Below are 19,700 nucleotides of genomic sequence, written 5' to 3'. Positions count from 1 at the left end.
AGTTATAGGTAGGTACTAAATATAGCATGTATTTTTTATTTTGAATTACAAAAACAGATGCTAAGTTAAAACAGTATTCTTTTTGGTGCTAAACTAATTTATATAAGACAATAACTTAAAATTTTATGAGGTCACTATGAGTACAATTTTTAATGTAGATGCAACCCGAAGCTTATTCTTGGTTATTGATCTGCAAGCTCGATTAGCGCCTGTAATTGATAATTTTTCGGGCGTTTTAAATTGTGCACTACAGTTATCACACGCAAGCCAGATTCATAATGTGCCAACCCTAATTACTGAGCAGTATAAAAAGGGACTAGGGGAGACACATCAACAAATACAAAATGCATTACCAAAGGCCGAATACATTAATAAAACGTTTTTTAGTGCGTGTGAAGAGCCCCATTTTTTAGAAATATTGCAAAGCTACGCACGTTCAGAGATTATAGTTATTGGCACTGAAGCACATGTATGTGTATTACAAACATGCTTGGATTTATTGCAAAATGGTTTTAACGTTATTATCGCTGCGGATGTTGTCGGTTCTCGAAATAAAGAGCACGTACGCATAGCCCTTGATCAGTTACGACAAGCCGGTGCTATTATTTCGTGCGCGGAAACAATTATATTTCAATGGACTAAAAATGCAGCAACACCTACATTTAAAGAAATATTACCTATAGTTAAATAAATATCGGGAAGTTATGTCCTTATTTTTGTTTTATTACGTACGAAATGGCCAAGTACTCTGAGTTGCAAAATAAACAATACACATTTAAAGGTTTTTTATGTCCAATGTTAGTCGATTATTTACAATTATTTTTAGTTTGCTATTCATCGAATCCATAGGAATTGGTTTATATTTCGGGACATTATCGCAAGCATTTATTATTGGTTTACCGCTGAGTTTGCTGCCTATTTGGCTTTTAAATACTCAAGCTAATAGCAAAATAACACCACACATAGTTGCAGCAGCGATTATGATGTTTTCTTTTCTGCATATACAACAAGCGTACGGTTTAATCGAAGTACATTTTGAGATATTTATTTTAATGCCAATGTTAATTGTTTTTGTACAATGGCGTGTATTTATCACTGCCATCGTATTTGTGGCGGTTCATCACTTATCTTTTTATTATTTACAGACTCAAAATACAGGTTTTTATGTATTTGATCCTGATAGGCTTGCTTTTTCTACCGTGCTTATACACGCTTGTTATGCAATAGTTGAAGTGCTTGTTGTAGGCTATATCGCTAAAACATTGCAGCAAGAACGTCGTGCTGGTTCATCACTGAGTTTTGCAACTGAGCAAATTATGTTAGATCCTAAACACATTAAATTGTCACTAAGAGCTGATGATGTAAAAAGTGAAGCTGTGAATGGCTTTAATACATTATTAGATTATTTATCTGATGTAATTAAGCAAGTAAAAACCCAGTCAGGATCTTTACAAACTAATTCACAAGAACTTATTCAAGTTCATGATCAATTAGCTGATGCGGCTCAACAGCGTACACAGCAAACAGATGATATTGCAAATTCCGGTGCTCAAGTTGCTGAGGGTTTCAAGCTAGTTGAACAAGAAAGTGAAGCATTAAAGCTTCAGGTTGATAACATTACACAAGCAGCAAGTGGTGCTTTAGACGATGTTTTACAAACGGACAGTAAAAGCAGAGAATTGTTAAAACTCCTTAATCATACAGAAGAGCAGATCAACCATTTAGTTAGTGCGGGGGATGTTATTTCAGGTTTACTTAATGAAATATCGGGTATTGCAGAGCAAACTAACTTATTAGCTTTAAACGCAGCAATAGAAGCGGCCAGAGCGGGCGAGCACGGTAGGGGCTTTGCGGTCGTTGCTGATGAGGTACGTTCTCTTGCTAATAATAGTAAGGCAACGACAGATAAAATTAGTCTTACACTTAAAAATTTAGTGAGTAATAGTAAAACATCAACGCAGTCTATGGGCCAATGCGTAGATTTCGTTGTTGATCTTACTCAAATAAGCACCGCGATGAAAGAAAACATATCTGCGATGAGCGAGCAGATCAAAGCTGTATCTAGTAGTGCAAATTCAGTCGCGCAAGTGGTCGCAGAGCAGGCGGGTAACACTGAGCAAATAGCTCAAAGTACCAATAAGATGCTTGAAAACCAATATGTAGACTCAAGTATAGTGAAACAGTTGACGGCTAAAGTTCAACTTATTGATGTCAGTATTGAAGTTTTAGAGCAAAGTATTGCAAAGTTCAAATAGACCTAATTATTTAATTATTACAGTGATTGTAACCTGGTTTTTTTTTGTTATAGCAGGGTTTATTTACTTTCAGGTAGGGCAACTGAAAGCATTTGATAGCACGCAAATGCTGATAAAAAACAGCTGGTTTAATAATTTTAAACAGCAGTTAACATGGAAAAATAAAGAAGTTGCATCCTTAATATTGATTACAGAGCAAAGCTGTGGATGTTTTAAGCAAGCTAAGTCGCACATTTCGTCGCTTACAACCTTAGCCAAAACTAAAGGATTGGATGTAGTTCAACTGCAACTTACACAAGAGCTTAAGGCTGTTGTGCCAGCAACTCCCGCTGCGATTATTATCGACAAAAGCGGTGACTTTGTTTATGTTGGACCGCTTTCTGAAGGATTAGCATGCGCGCAAGGTAGTGGGTTTGTTGAAGCTGTGATAAACAACTTAGTTGCAGGATATAACTCAAAACTTTTAATTACCGATACAAAAGGCTGTTACTGCGTTAATAAAGTATAGAGCAATTATGTGTATTTATATGATCTAACAAACTTTATTAGATCATATAAGACGAAATCCCACGTATTAAAATAAACCCTTTTACAGTTTAAAGTGCTATCAAACCATATATACCCAACAGTACAAACACACTTGCTGCAATAACACGTACTTTGCTTAGTGGAATTTTTTGGAGCAAGGCGTTGCCAGCATAAATAATAGGGATATTCGCTATTAACATACCAGCCGTCGTCCCCAGTGTTACCCAAAAAACAGATTGATATTGAGCACCTAACAAAATTGTCGCTATTTGTGTTTTGTCACCAATTTCAGCAATAAAAAATAAGACGAAAGCGACTAAAAGCGCACCAAAATGATCGTATTTTTGAGTTACCTCTTCATCTTTATCTGGAATAAGCAGCCAAAAGCCTACAACAATAAAGCTGATATTGACAATCAATGGCATGTAGTGAGTTGTAAAGTTACCGCTGAGCCAATCGCCTAACCACGCAGACAAAGTATGGTTAATAATTGTTGCAGCTAAAATACCTATAATAAGTGCAATTTTATTATGAAAACGAGCAGCGAGAAGTAATGATAAAAGCTGTGTTTTATCGCCTATTTCAGCAAGGGTAACAGTGACGGTTGAGGTAAGAAAAACTTCCATTAAAACTACTTTCAGGCGGGAGTGTTAAACGAAGGTAAACAACCATCTCCCGCCTCGAGGATAGTGTTCACCTAAGTCTCGCCGATAATGCTTGCTACAACATTACAAACTTACCATGCACGTGAGGTGCAATTATGTTGATAAGTTTACTCGTTTATCAATTTATTAAAACATACGTCCTAGAGTGTATTAACTAGTTATTTGTTTAGTGAAATTGACAGACTGAGCGGGCTACTCCCTTAAGAGGCATGCATTATTTCATAAAATATTTGCTCGGTAAACATTAAGAATTACACATAGTTAATTTATTTAGGAACAATAAAATTAGCTTTTGGCAATTAGTTAATAGTCAGAAGAGAGCGAAGACTAGTCACTTAAAATTGTGTTGCCTGAACTGAAAATTTGACCGCTGTGATATTCATTGTTAGCAATAAACTGATTACAGTTATTAGGTGTGTAACGTTTATAATTGCACCTCAATATTCTATTTGCTATTTTACTCGTCAATAAAAGGAAATTTTAAGGATGATTCAACTACAGCGCTACCCAATGCCATAACGACCAAGTAACCTCAGCCCTTTAGAAATGGCTATTTATAATTATGAATTACTAGCCAAAAAACACTACGACGATAAGCGCCCTAAATCCGCTGCATCTAAGGAAAAGCTGCAAAGAGATTACGACCACTTACAAAAAGAACGCAAGCGTTTAGAGCACTTGCTTATTGCGCAACAAAGCTTAGAGTCTTACCGCGCAGAAAACGAAGGTACTTCTATTAAAGAGCTAGCAGAAGAAGAGCATCATCCGACGGAAAAACTTGCTAAGTTTTTACGAGCGGCAGGCGAGCCAAAACCGACTTCATATCATGAGGCACATCACATTGTGTGTGGTAAAGGGCGCTATAGACAACGTCTTACATATGCCACACGTTTAAGAATGCACTCGTTTGGTATTGGTATTAATGATCCTACGAATGGGGTATGGCTAAGAAACTTTGAAAAAAACAAGTCAGATGATTGGGCTACGCCTGACACTGCTTCTCACAGAAGGTTGCATCGCCATAATTATGAAGTGTGGGTGTCTACTAGTTTAAGAACCAAAGTAAATAAGCTCGATTTCATAAATGCATTACGTGGCGTGAAAATAAAAATTAAAAATCATATGATGCCAGCCAGCGTTATGATGCGTAAAAATGCTAATTGGGATGGTAAATCATGAAGTTGTTCTCGTTAAAGCCTGTTACTAACTCTTACGACATGGTTGAGTGGGACATACTTTCATTCGCTGAAGAAATACAACCAATGTTGCCATCTAATCAAGATGCTTGCATGTTTCTACTTGATATCCATATGAATAATGACTCATTATTAGAGTATTGGCCTGAAGGTTATGAGTTGTCCTTTTTACCTGGTTATCTAAAAGATAACTACGATATAAGTATCATGGATGGGTTTATCGCTCTTCGGATGAATGCTTATGAAGCTTTAAAAGATTTATTAGCGCCTTTAGGTGAGTTTATTAAAACAAAAGCTGATGGTGAACCAATTGTAATTTTTTACTTACGTACATTTGGACAAGAAGATGAAGCAAAATGTGAACGCGAATATTTAGACGGTTATCCTTTAGATTATATCAAGATTGCTTTCATAAATGATGATGTAAAAAATAAGCCTGTTTTTAAAAGTAAGTTCACAGGTGGTTCTCGTTTGTATTGTACAGATAAGTTTAAATCTGCTGTAGAAGATAATGGATTAACGGGTGTTTATATTGACGAAGATCTCGATAATATTTTTTCTAATTAAGTTCATTTAGATAAAGAAAACATTATTAGGCAGCGTTATATAAAACGAAAATCAAAACTACCTTTTAAAAACCAACTATTATATTTTAGTAATTTCAATACCCACATGGATGTGGGTATTTTAATGACTGAAATAAATCGGATGCTATATGCCAATAAACTTTAACAGCCTATCTGGTGGTTGTTTTTTACCAATTTTTCTTACATAAAAATTTAATAACAAATTTGTAGTAGTCCTCATCTTAGTTTGAAAAGAGGGTTTTGATCTTATCTGACAGTCCCTAATGAGCGAGGAGCGGACGGTCGGGTAAACTCGTTTTTGGACAGGAATGAGCTAGTATCTTTGCTCTTGTTCACCAAGTTAAGATTAATAAAAGTAGGTCAAAACACGAAAAGATAAATGCAAGACAGCCCCTTACTATGCTTTTGTAACATTTAACATTCTTCTTCCATGCTTTTTACTTCTGTTTTAATACAAGGTAGCTCTTCTGCTAAAGCAACTTGCATCCAATAATTTATTGATAATTCACCAATGTTTTCGTTTTCAGATGGTTCATAATTAACTTTAACAAACTGCCTTTTCGTAACCTTACCAATTTCGATAGATTCGAATAAATCCTTAGTTGTCAGCAAGCTGAAGTTAACATCCAAAAAATTAATGCTATATACAATAATATTGCCGATATGACAGATATAACTTCGTCCACAACCATCGATAAACGAAATATCAAATTCATCTGCTAAATCTTGTTTATACTTTGCTTGTCGAAGTAATTGTTTTAACTCCGAGCTTCCTGAGAACAATACAGGATTTAAAATGTTTTTGCTTAACTCTGAAATGTCAATTATATTATCTTCTACATTGGCATACAGTTTTGAATCAGAAGTTTTGTACTGCAGCAGCTTTCTCAATATATTGAGTTTAAGATTCTTTCCTGTTGATTCTTTTAGCCAACCTTCCTCGTTAATAGCTCTATTGGTATCAATATTTTTAGCAATTTTCTCTTTTAAATACCCCTGTATGTTTAATTTGCATAAATTAACCTCCACAGGGGCACCATTAAAACTAACAGATTTAAATAGGTTCATAGGGAATGCCAAGTTATGGTCTTCGCCTGTAAAAGCCTCGGAACAAATTAACCCAAACTTTGTTAGAATCTCTTCATCAATTTCAGCATTTTTAACTATGTCATTCTGTTGTTGGTCTATTTGCTTAATAATCTGTTGAACTGAAACTTTAAAATTATCAAGGTTACTATCAAACTCTTCTCTAGAGATAAGGAATGGCTCTTTGATTTCGTCAGACAATTTAAGCCATTCTTGTAAGTCACGAACAAGGGATTGTTGATCTTGATGGCGAAACGCATCCGAAAAAATAATATCGAACCATTTATGATCAAGTTGCCATTGGTTATTTGAAAATGAAACGGCAATTTCAACATAAGCACTATTCATACTATGAGGATCGTTGCGTCCCCATCCTGAATAGATACGTCCTGATACTCTTCGCTTTTCATTAACTCGCCCAAAGGAGTCAAGAACTTTTGAAAGCCATGAGCCGTAGTTACGGCCACCATAATTGGGGTAATCTCTATGCCTAATATATGCTCCAAGGATGTCGCTAGCATTAGATGCAGACTTCGTTCTACCACCAATTGAACCTGTTGGATGGATTGAATCACTAGCAATTAGCGCTCTAATATATTGTCTTATTCTATCGTCATCGTTTAAGTTAGGCTTGAGCAGAATGTAGCAAGCTGTAATAATTCTCAAGTCAAACGCAGCATTCATTAGTGCAATATTAAAAGCAGGTTGAAGCTTAAATTCATTACCATTCAAAGCAGTAATCCATGAAGGTTCATCGAAGCTTTTAAGTAACATGTCATGGGTCACCAATTCTGAATGCCATGCATACTCTTCAAAACCATGGCCATAATCATCTACAGAAAGCTTGTCGAACCAATTATTTAACATGTCTACTCCCCAACCAGCAGCTTCAACATTGTTATACCTCAATGCTGATACTGTGGTATGAGCTGTAAACTCTAAGTGTGCAAGGTACAATGGTACTGAATCAGTAAAATTATCAAGCCGCTTACTTCTTGGTTCAATATAATCCAGCCACGACTCCCATGACCCAACAAAATCAAAAAGTACGTCTTCATATTTGTTGGCTACACGAATATCCGATGATGAAGAGCTATATGAACGCCATTCCATTAATAATGACCAAGCAAAGTAACTACCTTGGATCAATAAAAAACCTTCACGCTTTACCAAGTTTTCTCGACTTGAAAAGAGTCGTTTATGTAAATAAATCACTTCGTCAAAGAATTCAATATTTTCAGGAATTAGTTCAACAGCAGCTTTTGCAATTCTATAATACTCCGTCAAAATTTCATCAAGATAGCTTCTACTGAAAAAGTTAGCTGTTGGCAGCAACAACCAATTATCCTCTTCTTTATTGTCGTTTAAGAAGGCTAAGGCAGAAGCTATCTCGATATGCCACTTCACGATGTTGTCTAAAGCGTATTTAAATTCTCCAATATTTTTTTCTCGTATAGAATCATTCGCTGAACCAACAAAGCCTAACACCATGGAAGTCAGGCTCTTATCATTAATATCTTCAATTTTTTTGGTTATAAAACTATTTTTAAGAATAGCCTTAGATAGCCTACCTAGGTCAAAACCAAAATATCTTACAACCACGAGACCTGTTTCATTTTCTCTAGTCCAAATAGGTTGTACTACGAGCTCAGGTTTAGCATTTAAATCTAAGCCTAGCCAGCCAAAACCTCTCCTTGAAACTAACCACTTCCCCAAGTCTTGACTATTAAGCCAACGAAGTATTTTGAGCTGCTTGATGTGGTAAAGGATTACCATATTGATGATTGCAAAGTAGATATTAGTGACGTGAATTTGATCTGCTGACGGAACTATAATGCTGTTGTATTTGTCATCAGAATACTTAAGGGTGCTTACTTTTAGAACTTCTTCATTTGGATTGGCAAGATTCCGATTTTGCACAGAGTTTAGTATTAATAGTTCATGAATTCTGCGCCTGATATCAGTCTCACATAGTTCATGAATAGTGAATCGAACAACTAACCTGTCACGTTTCGCTTCATCCAACATCAAGAATGTAGCTGTAAAAAACCAACTTGTTAATAGGACGTTAAACATCAACCATAGCGCTGTGGTTATGCAAATCGCAAAATAAGTTGATGGTTCCATACTGGCACTAAGGAAATATCCTACAATTATAAAAAACGACAAAAACAATCCACTTAACCCAGCAAACATGAAGCCAGAAAACACCTGATAAATAGGAAATAGTGTCTTTTTGGCTGACTTATTTTGAAAAAGTACACCAATCAAACCAATAACAAGAGGATACACAACACCGACAATGGTTAACTGACCAGAAAGAAACCCTCCTTGCCAATCAATTAATTTTTCCCAGTGTGGGAAATATTCAATAGCAAATGGGGTAAATTCTTCTTTCCAGAGCAATAAGTTGGCTACAAGTAAACTAGCTAAGACGACGGTGAGAAAGGTGTAATAACTATGTCTTTGAGACCAGCGTAATATATTGTGTTCTACAATGTTCCATCTACTAGATAGGAACGTCTTGTTTTGATAAAGAGTCTCATTAATATTTTTATCTACATGATACTGAAGTGAATTTAACAGTTTCTCTATTTTTACAAACACTAAAGTGACTCCAGTTACTAGTTTATACTACCAGCTCAGACAGGTGCGAATTGCGCAAACCACTTTACCCTAAAATAATGATTAATCAATGGTATAACTCTATTACCCCTTACATTTTGAGCTGTAGATACAATCAATTGTGGCTATCACTTTAGATTCATTATTGCTCATTATCATGAGTGAGGAACACATTCACATCCTTTCATGAGAAAATCTATGGCAAATCGATATGAACATATTGCAATTGAGCTACTGTTCTAACGCAGTTTGGGGCAGAATCGAGTTACACTTCAATGACCGCTCACAGCACAAACCGGAAATCACCCATCCATAAATTTCGTATTTATACATTAAGATTTTTAAAGCCTTAAAGTAATTAATTCTGAACCATTCAAATATTTACCTAAACCTAATCTTACTTAAATTTAAGGTAGACTCTAATTAATAAATCTCAATCTGAGTGCCACGCCTTGCTTAAAATTAAAACTATTCTCAAGCTGCCGCGAATTCTCAACTTAAGTGGCGCTGGCCAAATAAGTTAAAAAAGAGACTTATTAGTCAATAAAATAATTGATAACTATTTTCGTTTAGATTAGTATGTACGTACTAAATGTAATTGAGAGTGGTTTGTATTCATGTATATTTGTCTATGTCACGGTGTGACTGATAAAAAAATTGAGCAAACAATTGACGATGGTGCAACAACCATGCGTGAATTAACTAAAGAGCTTAAAGTGGGCAGCCAATGCGGTAAGTGTTGTGGCTGTACTAAAAAGATACTAAATCGCAGGCTGATTCAGATTGCAGATGTAACGGATCAAGTAGCTTAATTACATATAAAATTTAGATATAAAAAAAGCAGCTTATAGCTGCTTTTTTTATGCTTGTTACTATTTACAGTTGAGACTGTAAGTAGTTTTTAATACCCGTATTTTTAATAAGTAATTGTTGGGTTTCTAACCAATCAATTTGCTCTTCTTGTTCATTTAAAATGTGATCAAGGGCTTCACGAGTAATATAATCTTTTTTGCTTTCAGCTAGTTTCACTGCACTTTGTAACTCGTCAATTGTATCGAGTTCAAAACTCATGTTAGCTGCAATCATTTCTTCGCTGTTTTCACCAATACGTAATCGGCCCAAATCTTGAAGATTTGGTAAACCTTCTAAAAACAAAATACGCTCAATTAAACGATCGGCGTTTTTCATTTTTTGAATAGATACTTTGTAATCTGCTTTATCTAGTTGCGTAAAGCCAAAATCTTTAAACATGCGTGCGTGTAAAAAGTATTGGTTAATACCAACAAGCTCATTAGCGAGTACTTTGTTAAGCGCCGCAATAACGTCTTTATCGCCTTTCATAATATGCTCCTACTAAGCCATTTGTGCTTGATGATAATTTTCAGAGCCAATTTTATCAATTAAGCCAAGTTGTTGCTCTAACCAGTAAACATGGTCTTCTTCGGTATCAAATAACAGTTTTTCTAAAATGCTACGAGATTGATAATCTTGTTGTTCTTCACATATTGCGATTACATCTTTAACACACGCTACTACTTCAAGCTCAAGTGTTAAATCGTTTTGCATCATGCTTTTTACATCGCTACCGATAAGTAAATCACGGCGCTTAGTCATATTTGGTACACCTTCTAAAAACAAGATGCGCTTAATAAGCCAGTCTGCGTGATCTTTTTCTTCTTCCATTTCGTGGTTAAGGCGCTCGTATAGTTTGTTTAAACCCCAGTCGTCATACATGCGCGAGTGTATAAAATACTGATCGATTGCCGCTAACTCGTTAGCTAACAATGTATTAAACGCATCGATTACTTTTTGATTACCTTTCATGATAAATCGCCTTAACTATTTCAATTGTAGGCAGTGTAGTATAAATCGAATGAATTGCAAGTTTTCTCTATAAAAATCATTGCTTTACTATTGGTTTTGATTCTTATTTAAGTTTGCGTTACTGCTTGGTTTATGGACAGTTTTTTATTTGTATTAGCATCTAATGCAAAATTATGATTGATAGAAAAAGTGAGACGTTTATTTATGTGGGATTTGTTAATTAACCTGAACTCTGGATAATAAATCTATCTCGAGCAGCTATTTTCAGCGCTAACTGCGTTGAATTTACTTGCAATAGGCTAGCTATTGACGCGTAAAGTCGCCTTGTTTTCACTGAGAATCTCTGGCTAGAGAAAATCAATTTAAATATCTCCATGATTCAATACGTCAGTAAATCTCTTAACCAGAGCTCAGGTTAAGTATATAGGCATGCAGGGCATGCCTATAGTGTTTATTCATTCATTAAAATTGGTATGTAGCGCCCAACGTTGCAGTTGTGCCTAACCCTTTAATATTGTACCCACCGTAGGTGTATGCTTGTGCTCGGGCAGGGTAGTAATCGCTATTGAATAGGTTTTCTATCCCAAAATAACCACTCCATTGAGCGTTAACATTGTACTGGCCACTTAAGTTAAATGTGTTGTAGCTACTAACAGGGCCCTGATCGCCAGAGTATTGGCCTTGTGCATTTTTTTCAAAACGCTTTCTGTCGCCTACATATAAAAAGCTCATCGCAAGTGATAGTTTGTCATTCGTTTGCCATGTTAAATTGGCCGTCGCTTTAGGTGGGCTAATTTGTCTTGCGCCTAAATATTCATTAGCTTTGCTGTTTTTGCCTTCAACGTAGCTGTAAGTGGCGCTCAATTTAAGATCTTCAGTAATAGTGTAGTTTACTAAACTTTCGTAACCCCATATTTCTTGAGGTGCGCGTACGGGTTCGTAAACTCCAGTCACTTCGTTAAACGCATTACTGGTGCCAAGCTCTGAGGTACTTCTGTAAAGGGCAAATTCAAAGTGCACATCTTCAAACTGTGAGGTAAAACCAACTTCATAATTATCGATTATGGAGGCTTGTGTTTGAATAAGTGCAATATCGTTAACGGTCGCGGCGCGAAGTAAACGACCAATATCTGAAATATCAGATCCCTGAGAGTAACTAAAAAATGGGCTAAACGCGTCAGTTAGATTGTATTTTATACCTGCGTTATACGTTGTCGCCTCGTAATTAATAGTATCACCACTTACGTTTAACGGCACCGAACACTGCGACGCGGTTCTGCATAGCTTTAATGTTTGATAATCACTTACGCTCAAATCAATGCTTTCGTTTCTTACGCCTGCTTTTATAATAATATCGTCGTTTATTACCCATTTTGTTTGTAAAAAACCAGCAACACTTTCCATGTCCATCTCTGGGACCCAAACACGACCATCAACCAAAGGTTGCGACGTTTTATCGTTTAACGCGTCAATACCATAGATCAGCGTAGCTGCTACGTTTTCAAAATCAAACTGGCTATTAAAAGTAGCTCTTGCCCCTTGTTTGTCTGATTTAATGACAGACTGACCACCGCTATAACCTTCATCAAGATTGGCTAACGCGGTTGAGAAAAAGAATACGTTTTCTATATTTTGTTTATAAAGATCGAGGGTCATTTGTGTGTTATCAAATAACGCATAATCAACATACTTAAGGGTTATATTTTCATTACCTTCTGGTCCTTGCGGTTTACCTTGTTTTTGCAGTTCTAAAGGGACGTGTATAGCGTATGTTTTTTCTCCTATATTGCCATCGCCGGTAACATCGCCTAAATCCGTTTTTTGTTGTGAACTATAAAAGTTGTAGCTAAATTGCAACTGTTTTTCGTCATCAAAATCATAGGTTAGCTTGGTAAAATAGTTTTGCGTTTCGGAGTCAGATAAACCATATTGCAAACCTAAAATATCACCCTGTGCATCGCGTTGTACGCCGTTTTCTTCATAGCTTGCACTTAACAGGTAGCTTAGTTTGTCGAGCTTTCCGTTTACGGCCGCCGATAGTCTACCGCCGCCACTTTCTGCTAATTTAACAGCGCTAAAGCGGCTTGAAATACTTATTTCACCTTCAGGTTTACCATCACTGCGAGCCTGTTTTGTTATGTAGTTAATAATGCCACCTGAGGCACCATTACCATAAATAGACGTTGCGCCCTTTATTACTTCAATGCGCGCTATAGCACTTGCATCAAGCGTTTTTACGCCTAAAGAGCCATTACGAAGAGGGGTTGATTGCGGCACGCCATCAATCATTATTAAAGGCGCACGGCCGCGTAGTGTTTGTCCTGAATTGCTTGAGCTGCCGGTATCGGGGGCAAGGCCTGGCACCATTTGCGCTAGTAAACTACCTAGTTCTGAACTTACTTTTAAATGCTGTTGTATTTGTTGTTGATTAATAACCGTAATTGAGGCGGGTACTTCGTCAATACTTTCAGCTATACGGCTACCAGACACAATGACATGCTCTAACTGATCAGCAGTGTATTCATTTTTATTACTTTCATCAGCGAACGTGTTAGCACTTATTGCAACAGCAAGAAGGCAAAGTGAAGTTTTTAACATTGAGGGTTCTTAGTTGATAATAATTACCGTAATGGTAATTATTATCAACTAATGGCGCAAGTGTTAATAAGATTTATTTCCATTTATGGCGTTTTAACCAAAAATAGACACCACTTACAATAAAAAATGCGAGTGAAAGGGCGATTAATAACCACATAAATTGCACTATGGGGCCTGCAAAATCACCAATATGAAATTTATATTTAAAGTTCCATGCTTGTGTTGTGAAGTTGGTTTTACTTGCGTCAAATGAGTTTAAGACTTTGCCAGTAAATGGGTTGCTCCAAACCCAACTGTAAGCGTGGCTTTCGCCAGGGTTTTGCATTCTCAGCGCTATTGCTTCGTCGGTTTTTTTAGGCAAATAAATTCTATATATTTTACCATCTGGGAATACGTTCTCTGCATTTTTGATTGCTTCGTTATAGTTTAAAGCCGCTTTTAAAGGTGCGATTATTTTTGGTGCTTTTGGTCTTTGCTCTACGGTGTTAAAAGTTAATAATTCTAAGACCGATTGAGTTTGTGTTTTCCAATTAAACGCCATGCCAGTAAAGGCAATAAGCACAAGCGGTATTAAAAAGTAAACGCCAAGCACAGTATGTAATTGATACATGAGCACTCTAAATTTGGCTTTTGGTTTTATTGCTAACCGTTTAATTCTGTTTTTTGGTTTAACCCATAGGTAAAAGCCGAGTAAGGCGTTGACTAAAAGTAGCAAAGCACACACCGACATCCAATTTCTAAAGGTTTTTTCGCCCTGACTGTTTTCATATAACAACCAGCGATGTAAGCCTTGAGCAAACCCGTAAATGGTATCTGTTGATTCATAGACGTTTAGTACACTTCCTGAGTAGGGATCAACACTGGCGTAGTATTTATTGGTCAGCCTAAATTGCCATGCTGAGTTTGGCGCTTGCTCAGGCATAAAAAAGGTGATTTTTTGCTTAGTTTGAGCTTGTACATTTTGTATAAGCTCACCGTAAGGCATTAAGTTTTTTTGGGGTGTTACTTGCCATTTTGCAGGCTCTATTAAGTGCTGTATGTCTTTTGCGTAAATCATAACCGCACCGGTTAAGCTCACTATGAATAAAAATAGTCCGCTAATAAGGGCAAGGCTTAAGTGAATTCTACGTAACCAAAGTTTCAAAAAAGTATCTCATTATGAGTTAATAGCAATATTGTAAATGATAATACGAGCTGTTTTTAATTAATAGTCATGTATTTGGTTTTGCTTATTAACCTGAACTCTGGTTAAGAGATTTACTAACGTATTGAATCATGATGGTATTTAAATTTATTTTCTCTAATACCAATCTGCATAAATCTTTGATCAATTTAACGAATTAAATTGCACTATAACGTCGTTAAAAATTTTTTATTTAAAACAACTAGATACAAAAATTTTTGCCTAGTTCTAGCGTAATTTTCTTAATGTTAAATAGACCCTATATATAAGCAGATTGGTATAACCAAAGATTTTCAGTGAAAACAAGGCGAATTTACGCGTCAATAGCTGGCCTATTGCAAGTAAATTCAACGCAGTTAGCGTTGAAAATAGCAGCTCGAGATAGATTTATTATCCAGAGTTCAGGTTTATTATTAATACCATTATGTGAGGCTTTTATTTGCGATCGGTTGGATTTCTATTATGCAATTTTCGATATTAAAATTGTCGTGCAAAAAGCTTTTTACTACGTGTAAATCAACTAGGTGTTGAGTGCTAATAACAAGCTCGCAGTAACTTTCTTTATCATCTAATTGCCAAAGCTTAATACTGATTACCGATTCGATATTAAATTTACTGCAAATAGCATTTGATATTGTGTGTGTATCAATGTTGTTAGGCGCTGCCTGCATTAAAATTTTGCAGCTTTGTTTTAATAGTAAAACGCCATGATAAATTAAATAGATAGAAATAAGGACAGTGGCAATTAAATCAACAATATACCATTGATATAAAATAATTAAGGTGCCCGCAATAATGACCACAATAGATGCCATTGCATCTGAGACATTATGAATAAAGGCTGCTTTTATATTAATGCTGTTATTTGCACCAGCACGGTAGGTTAAAAATGCGGTAGCTAAATCAATAACTAATGCGATAGCGGCAACCCATACAACAATCCAGCCATTAATTAGTTGAGGATTTAAGTAACTCGAAACAGACTCAACTATTAAATATCCACCAATTAAAATTAACGTGCTGCTATTAAATAACGTAGCGAGTATTTCAGCACGTTTATAACCAAAATGATGAGTGCCGTCAGCAGGCTTATTGCCTATTTTACGTGCTACCAAGGCTATGAAAATAGCACCAGCATCACTCAAATTATGAAGAGCGTCGGCTATAAGTGATAAACTGCCGGAAAATATCCCGCCAATGACTTGCGCTATCGTCAGTAATACGTTTATGACAACAGCTACCGTAAGCTGTTTATTACTTTGATTTTCGTCTACATGACTATGTGAATGATTGTGTCCCATAAATCCCTCTAAACTATATTTAAAAAGTAGCACTCATAAATTTTAAGTGTAAAACAAGTAAACGATTATTATTAAAACACGATCAAAGCATGTTTTATAAAATTAGGTGTAACTATATTAATGACACTAATTGCTTATGTTTCAAAGCTTTTAAAGCCCAATGCTTGCGTCTCTTCCTATTTAATGCATTATGAAAGTATATTTTCATAGTCCGATTCAGCTTTTAAAATAAAGCAGTATGCCCTAAGGTGAAAAATAATGAACCAGCCAATTATTCGTGATGCACAACCAAGTGACTCAAAAACAATTCTACATTTTATAAATGAATTAGCTATTTATGAAAAAGAACCTGAAGCTGTAAAAACAAGTGAGCAAGCGATACTAGATACGCTATTTTGTGATGGCGCAACTGCGCACAGTATAATTTGTTTAGAGGGGGATGAACCAATTGGTTTTGCAGTCTATTTTTATAATTATTCTACGTGGTTAGGTAAAAACGGCCTGTATCTTGAAGATTTATACGTAAGCCCAGATAGCCGTGGCAATGGCGCTGGCAAAGCGATTATGAAACATTTAGCTAATAAGGCCATTAGTAATAATTGTGGTCGTTTTGAATGGGTAGTGCTTGATTGGAATAAACCCGCTATCGATTTTTACAATGGCATTGGTGCAAAGCCTCAAAACGAATGGATTATATATCGCTTAACAGGGCAGGAGTTAATCGATTTCGCCAAGTAGTTAATGAAAATCATTTGCATTTAGTTTTGTGGGTGTGTAAGTTAAATACACACTCATAAATAAACGTGCAGATGATTATATGATCTCAAGTCAAAAACAAACTAACTCAGATTTACTCTATCTTGAGCAAGCATTAAGTCCTTGGCAGTCGAACATAATGCAAGGTAATTATGCATTTGAACAAGGTGCACTTCTCGAAGCCCGCGATAAATACCTATTAGCCAAAACACTTGCAGATCATCTTCTTGAGCAGTTTTTATATGCACAAATTAATAATAATGTCATTCATGCTATTGAGCATTGTATACCCGCACTTGTTGTTGCGTCGCATAATTTAGCTGATACCTATATAGCTATGCAACAGCTTGAAAATGCATGCAAATGGCTATGCGAAGTACATCTAACACTCTCTTCATTAATTAAGCATACTCATTATGAAGTTCAAAAAGCGAGTAAGCATCATTACCTCAAAACATCTGCTGAACTTGTCGCATTTGCACGCCGGTACCATTCTTTTCCAGAACTGATTGAGCAAGTTAATTTTTGTTTAAGCTCAAGCACACCTTCAAACAAACAATTGCACTAAAAAGGACTATTTATGACGTTTACTTTACCTAAACTAGATTATGAATACGATGCACTAAAACCTCATATTGATAGTAAAACGATGCATATTCATCATACTTTGCACCATCAAACGTATATCAATAAAGCCAATGCTGCTTTAGCCGATACGGTATATGAAAACGTAAATGCTGAAAAATTACTTAAGGGAATAAACAGCCTGCCTAGTAATTTGCAAAAAGCAGTACAAGAGCATGTAGGAGGGCATTTTAATCACAGTTTATTTTGGCAAGTAATGAGCCCACAAGCCACAGGTGAACCTGAAGGTGTTTTAGCTGAGGTTATAAATGAGCAACTTGGCGGTTTTGATAAGTTTAAAGACCAATTTACTGCTGCTGCAATTAGCCAATTTGGCAGTGGTTGGGCATGGCTATGTGTGACCCCAGATAAGAAGTTGATTGTAGAAAATAGCGCTAATCAAGATTGCCCTTTAATGCAGGGGAATACCCCAATTCTGGGGCTTGATGTATGGGAGCATGCCTATTATTTGAAGTATCAAAATAAACGTCCTGACTATATCGCCGCTTTTTATAATGTAATTAATTGGCAAGAAGTACAAAGGCGTTATTTATTGGCTATTGGTTGAGTGCCGAATATGGCTAGTAATGTAAGTTTTTTTGTATAAGCTAGGCTCTATAAGGTTAATTTATAGGGCCGTTTATGGACACTTCACATTGGCAAAAAGCACGTCAGAGTCGCGATCCTCGTTTTGACGGACTTTTTTACGTCGCGGTAAAAAGTACCGGTATTTATTGCAGACCTATTTGCCCTGCACCAACGGCTCACGAAAAAAACGTTGCTTATTATCAGTTTGCCCATAACGCGGCGCAAGATGGCTTTAGACCTTGCATTCGTTGCAGGCCCGACAGTGCCCCAGGTAGCGCAGCATGGCAGGGTACAAAAACGACTGCACTTAGAGCAAAACAGTTAATAGATCAAGATGAAGAACATGACTGCGAAAAATTAGCAGCTCGTTTAGGTATAAGTAGTCGTTATTTAAGGCAGTTGTTTAAGCAGTATTTTGGCGTGTCGATTACGCAATATCGATTATTTAACCAATGTCATTTTGCTAAAAAGCTGATTCAAGAAACACATCTACCCCTTACCGAAATAGCGTTTGCTGCTGGCTTTAAAAGCATTAGGCGCTTTAATGATGCATTTTTACAGCAGTTAAATATAGCTCCCTCGAAGCTGCGCAGTGGCGATAAAAAACCAACGTCAACACTCACATTAACCTTACCATTTAGGCCGCCTTATAATTGGCCTGCTTTGCAGGGCTTTTTACAAAAACGTTTGATCAAACCAATAGAGTGGATAACGCAAACGAGCTACGGACGTACTTTTGCAAGTGAGAAATATAAAGGAAGCTTTACCGCTGAATTTATAGCGAGTAAAAACCACTTTAGTGTATCTATCAATATAGACAATACGGCCTACTTACAACCTGTTATAAACAATATACGTCGTGTGCTTGATTTAGACGCCGACATTAATTTAATTGAAACGCATTTAAGCGCCAATATAAACAATGCGTTTACAGTGTGTGAAGGGCTCAGGCTTCCAGGGATTTGGTCAAGTTTTGAAGCCGGAATAAGAGCGGTACTTGGGCAACAAGTGAGTGTTACTGCGGCGCATAATTTAGTAACAAAGTTAGTTGATGAATTAGGTGAAAAAGAGGGCAATGCTATTTACTTCCCCGCAGCTGAAGTTGTTGTTAATAGTGATTTTGCCTTTTTTAAAATGCCACAAGCGCGCAAAAATGCGCTGCATAATTTAGCGCAGTTCTGTGCGCTAAACCCTCAAAACGACGATTTAGACGAATGGCTTAGTTTAAAGGGAATTGGCCCTTGGACGGTAAATTATGCAAAGCTGCGAGGGCAAAGCCAACCCGATATATTACTTGATGGCGATTTGGGTGTTAAAAAAGCTCAAGCGGCGGCAAATCCTTTTGAGCCTGCTAATTGCGCTCCTTTTCGCTCTTACTTAACCTTTCAACTTTGGCAGCAATTATAATGATAATTCAAACATCAATTTCAAGCCCAATAGACGACATAATTATTCAGGCAACCGATAAAGGTGTCAGTTACGTTGGGTTTTATCCGTCAGTTGAATACCCTCATACGCCATTTGAGCGAGTCACTAACAAGGCGGTGCTTATTTGCGCTGCACAGTTAAACGAGTACTTTGCAAAAAAGCGTACTACGTTTGATGTACCATTTGATACAAAGGGGACGGTATTTCAGCAAAGTGTATGGCAAGCACTATTAACAGTTCCTTTTGGGCAGTCGCAAACATACGGCTATATTGCTAACCAACTCAATAACCCAAAAGCAGTAAGGGCGGTAGGCGCTGCGAATGGTAAAAACCCGATTAGTATTATTGTACCGTGCCACCGAATTATTGGCGCAAATGCAAAGTTGACCGGTTATGCGGGAGGTTTGGATAGAAAACGCTGGTTATTAAAACATGAAGGGTTAAATTTGTATTAAT

The 19,700-nt window shown here is 36.6% G+C and carries 18 protein-coding genes; 11 read left to right on the top strand and 7 right to left on the bottom strand.

What is annotated here, in order from left to right; all coding sequences use genetic code 11:
* The first annotated feature begins 136 nt into the window (after positions 1–136).
* From H5119_RS14075 to H5119_RS14065, 3 genes are all read left to right on the top strand, one after another.
* Positions 137–691, top strand: coding sequence for an isochorismatase family protein (locus H5119_RS14075; RefSeq protein ID WP_182702692.1), 555 nt, complete (start codon positions 137–139; stop codon positions 689–691).
* 97 nt (positions 692–788) lie between these two features.
* Positions 789–2,255: a methyl-accepting chemotaxis protein gene (locus tag H5119_RS14070; RefSeq protein WP_182702691.1), complete on the top strand. Its 1,467-nt coding sequence runs from the start codon at positions 789–791 to the stop codon at positions 2,253–2,255.
* Positions 2,239–2,763 carry a DUF6436 domain-containing protein gene (locus tag H5119_RS14065; RefSeq protein ID WP_077535671.1) on the top strand — a complete coding sequence of 175 codons (525 nt, stop codon included), beginning with the start codon at positions 2,239–2,241 and terminating at the stop codon, positions 2,761–2,763. Before H5119_RS14070 ends, H5119_RS14065 begins: the two co-directional genes overlap by 17 nt.
* An 88-nt stretch (positions 2,764–2,851) precedes the next feature.
* On the opposite strand, the gene H5119_RS14060 is transcribed toward H5119_RS14065, so the two are convergent.
* The gene (locus tag H5119_RS14060; RefSeq protein WP_182702690.1) at positions 2,852–3,409 is read right to left on the bottom strand and encodes a TMEM165/GDT1 family protein; all 558 of its coding nucleotides are present in this window, start codon (positions 3,407–3,409) and stop codon (positions 2,852–2,854) included.
* 585 nt (positions 3,410–3,994) lie between these two features.
* Between H5119_RS14060 and H5119_RS14055 the strand changes: the two genes are divergently transcribed.
* Together H5119_RS14055 and H5119_RS14050 are read left to right on the top strand one after the other, a co-directional pair.
* Positions 3,995–4,627: an AHH domain-containing protein gene (locus tag H5119_RS14055; protein ID WP_259399028.1), complete on the top strand. Its 633-nt coding sequence runs from the start codon at positions 3,995–3,997 to the stop codon at positions 4,625–4,627.
* Positions 4,624–5,211 carry a hypothetical protein gene (locus H5119_RS14050; RefSeq protein WP_077535060.1) on the top strand — a complete coding sequence of 196 codons (588 nt, stop codon included), beginning with the start codon at positions 4,624–4,626 and terminating at the stop codon, positions 5,209–5,211. Before H5119_RS14055 ends, H5119_RS14050 begins: the two co-directional genes overlap by 4 nt.
* A 434-nt stretch (positions 5,212–5,645) precedes the next feature.
* On the opposite strand, the gene H5119_RS14045 is transcribed toward H5119_RS14050, so the two are convergent.
* Positions 5,646–8,924 (bottom strand): hypothetical protein, encoded by a 3,279-nt coding sequence (locus H5119_RS14045; protein WP_182702689.1) that lies wholly within the window; start codon positions 8,922–8,924, stop codon positions 5,646–5,648.
* Positions 8,925–9,559: 635 nt separating this feature from the next.
* On the opposite strand from H5119_RS14045, the gene H5119_RS14040 reads away from it, so the two are divergent.
* Positions 9,560–9,754 carry a (2Fe-2S)-binding protein gene (locus H5119_RS14040; protein WP_002960627.1) on the top strand — a complete coding sequence of 65 codons (195 nt, stop codon included), beginning with the start codon at positions 9,560–9,562 and terminating at the stop codon, positions 9,752–9,754.
* 64 nt (positions 9,755–9,818) lie between these two features.
* On the opposite strand, the gene bfr (H5119_RS14035) is transcribed toward H5119_RS14040, so the two are convergent.
* The 5 genes from bfr (H5119_RS14035) to H5119_RS14015 all read right to left on the bottom strand — a co-directional run bounded on the left by bfr (H5119_RS14035) (position 9,819) and on the right by H5119_RS14015 (position 15,848).
* Positions 9,819–10,283 carry a bacterioferritin gene (gene bfr, locus H5119_RS14035; protein ID WP_182702688.1) on the bottom strand — a complete coding sequence of 155 codons (465 nt, stop codon included), beginning with the start codon at positions 10,281–10,283 and terminating at the stop codon, positions 9,819–9,821.
* Positions 10,284–10,295: 12 nt separating this feature from the next.
* On the bottom strand, positions 10,296–10,766 hold the full coding sequence (gene bfr / locus H5119_RS14030) for a bacterioferritin (RefSeq protein WP_007375598.1): 471 nt from the start codon (positions 10,764–10,766) through the stop codon (positions 10,296–10,298).
* A 462-nt stretch (positions 10,767–11,228) separates the two neighbouring features.
* On the bottom strand, positions 11,229–13,364 hold the full coding sequence (locus H5119_RS14025; RefSeq protein WP_182702687.1) for a TonB-dependent receptor: 2,136 nt from the start codon (positions 13,362–13,364) through the stop codon (positions 11,229–11,231).
* A gap of 73 nt (positions 13,365–13,437) precedes the next feature.
* The gene (locus H5119_RS14020) at positions 13,438–14,508 is read right to left on the bottom strand and encodes a PepSY domain-containing protein (RefSeq protein ID WP_182702686.1); all 1,071 of its coding nucleotides are present in this window, start codon (positions 14,506–14,508) and stop codon (positions 13,438–13,440) included.
* Between the two features lie 461 nt (positions 14,509–14,969).
* Entirely contained in the window at positions 14,970–15,848 is an 879-nt protein-coding gene (locus tag H5119_RS14015) for a cation diffusion facilitator family transporter (protein WP_182702685.1), read from the bottom strand.
* Positions 15,849–16,106: 258 nt separating this feature from the next.
* On the opposite strand from H5119_RS14015, the gene H5119_RS14010 reads away from it, so the two are divergent.
* The 5 genes from H5119_RS14010 (at position 16,107) to H5119_RS13990 (ending at position 19,699) form a co-directional block, all read left to right on the top strand.
* On the top strand, positions 16,107–16,586 hold the full coding sequence (locus H5119_RS14010) for a GNAT family N-acetyltransferase (RefSeq protein WP_077535072.1): 480 nt from the start codon (positions 16,107–16,109) through the stop codon (positions 16,584–16,586).
* A 79-nt stretch (positions 16,587–16,665) separates the two neighbouring features.
* The gene (locus tag H5119_RS14005) at positions 16,666–17,172 is read left to right on the top strand and encodes a hypothetical protein (protein WP_182702684.1); all 507 of its coding nucleotides are present in this window, start codon (positions 16,666–16,668) and stop codon (positions 17,170–17,172) included.
* A 12-nt stretch (positions 17,173–17,184) separates the two neighbouring features.
* Positions 17,185–17,796, top strand: a complete 612-nt coding sequence (locus H5119_RS14000) for a superoxide dismutase (protein ID WP_182702683.1) — start codon at positions 17,185–17,187, stop codon at positions 17,794–17,796.
* A 74-nt stretch (positions 17,797–17,870) separates the two neighbouring features.
* Positions 17,871–19,223 (top strand): DNA-3-methyladenine glycosylase 2 family protein, encoded by a 1,353-nt coding sequence (locus H5119_RS13995; RefSeq protein WP_182702682.1) that lies wholly within the window; start codon positions 17,871–17,873, stop codon positions 19,221–19,223.
* On the top strand, positions 19,223–19,699 hold the full coding sequence (locus tag H5119_RS13990; RefSeq protein ID WP_182702681.1) for a methylated-DNA--[protein]-cysteine S-methyltransferase: 477 nt from the start codon (positions 19,223–19,225) through the stop codon (positions 19,697–19,699). Before H5119_RS13995 ends, H5119_RS13990 begins: the two co-directional genes overlap by 1 nt.
* Position 19,700: the final 1 nt, after the last annotated feature.

This window comes from Pseudoalteromonas sp. SG45-5 (assembly GCF_014164085.1).
GTDB lineage: Bacteria > Pseudomonadota > Gammaproteobacteria > Enterobacterales > Alteromonadaceae > Pseudoalteromonas > Pseudoalteromonas aliena.
This window is presented reverse-complemented; position numbering and strand designations above follow the sequence as displayed.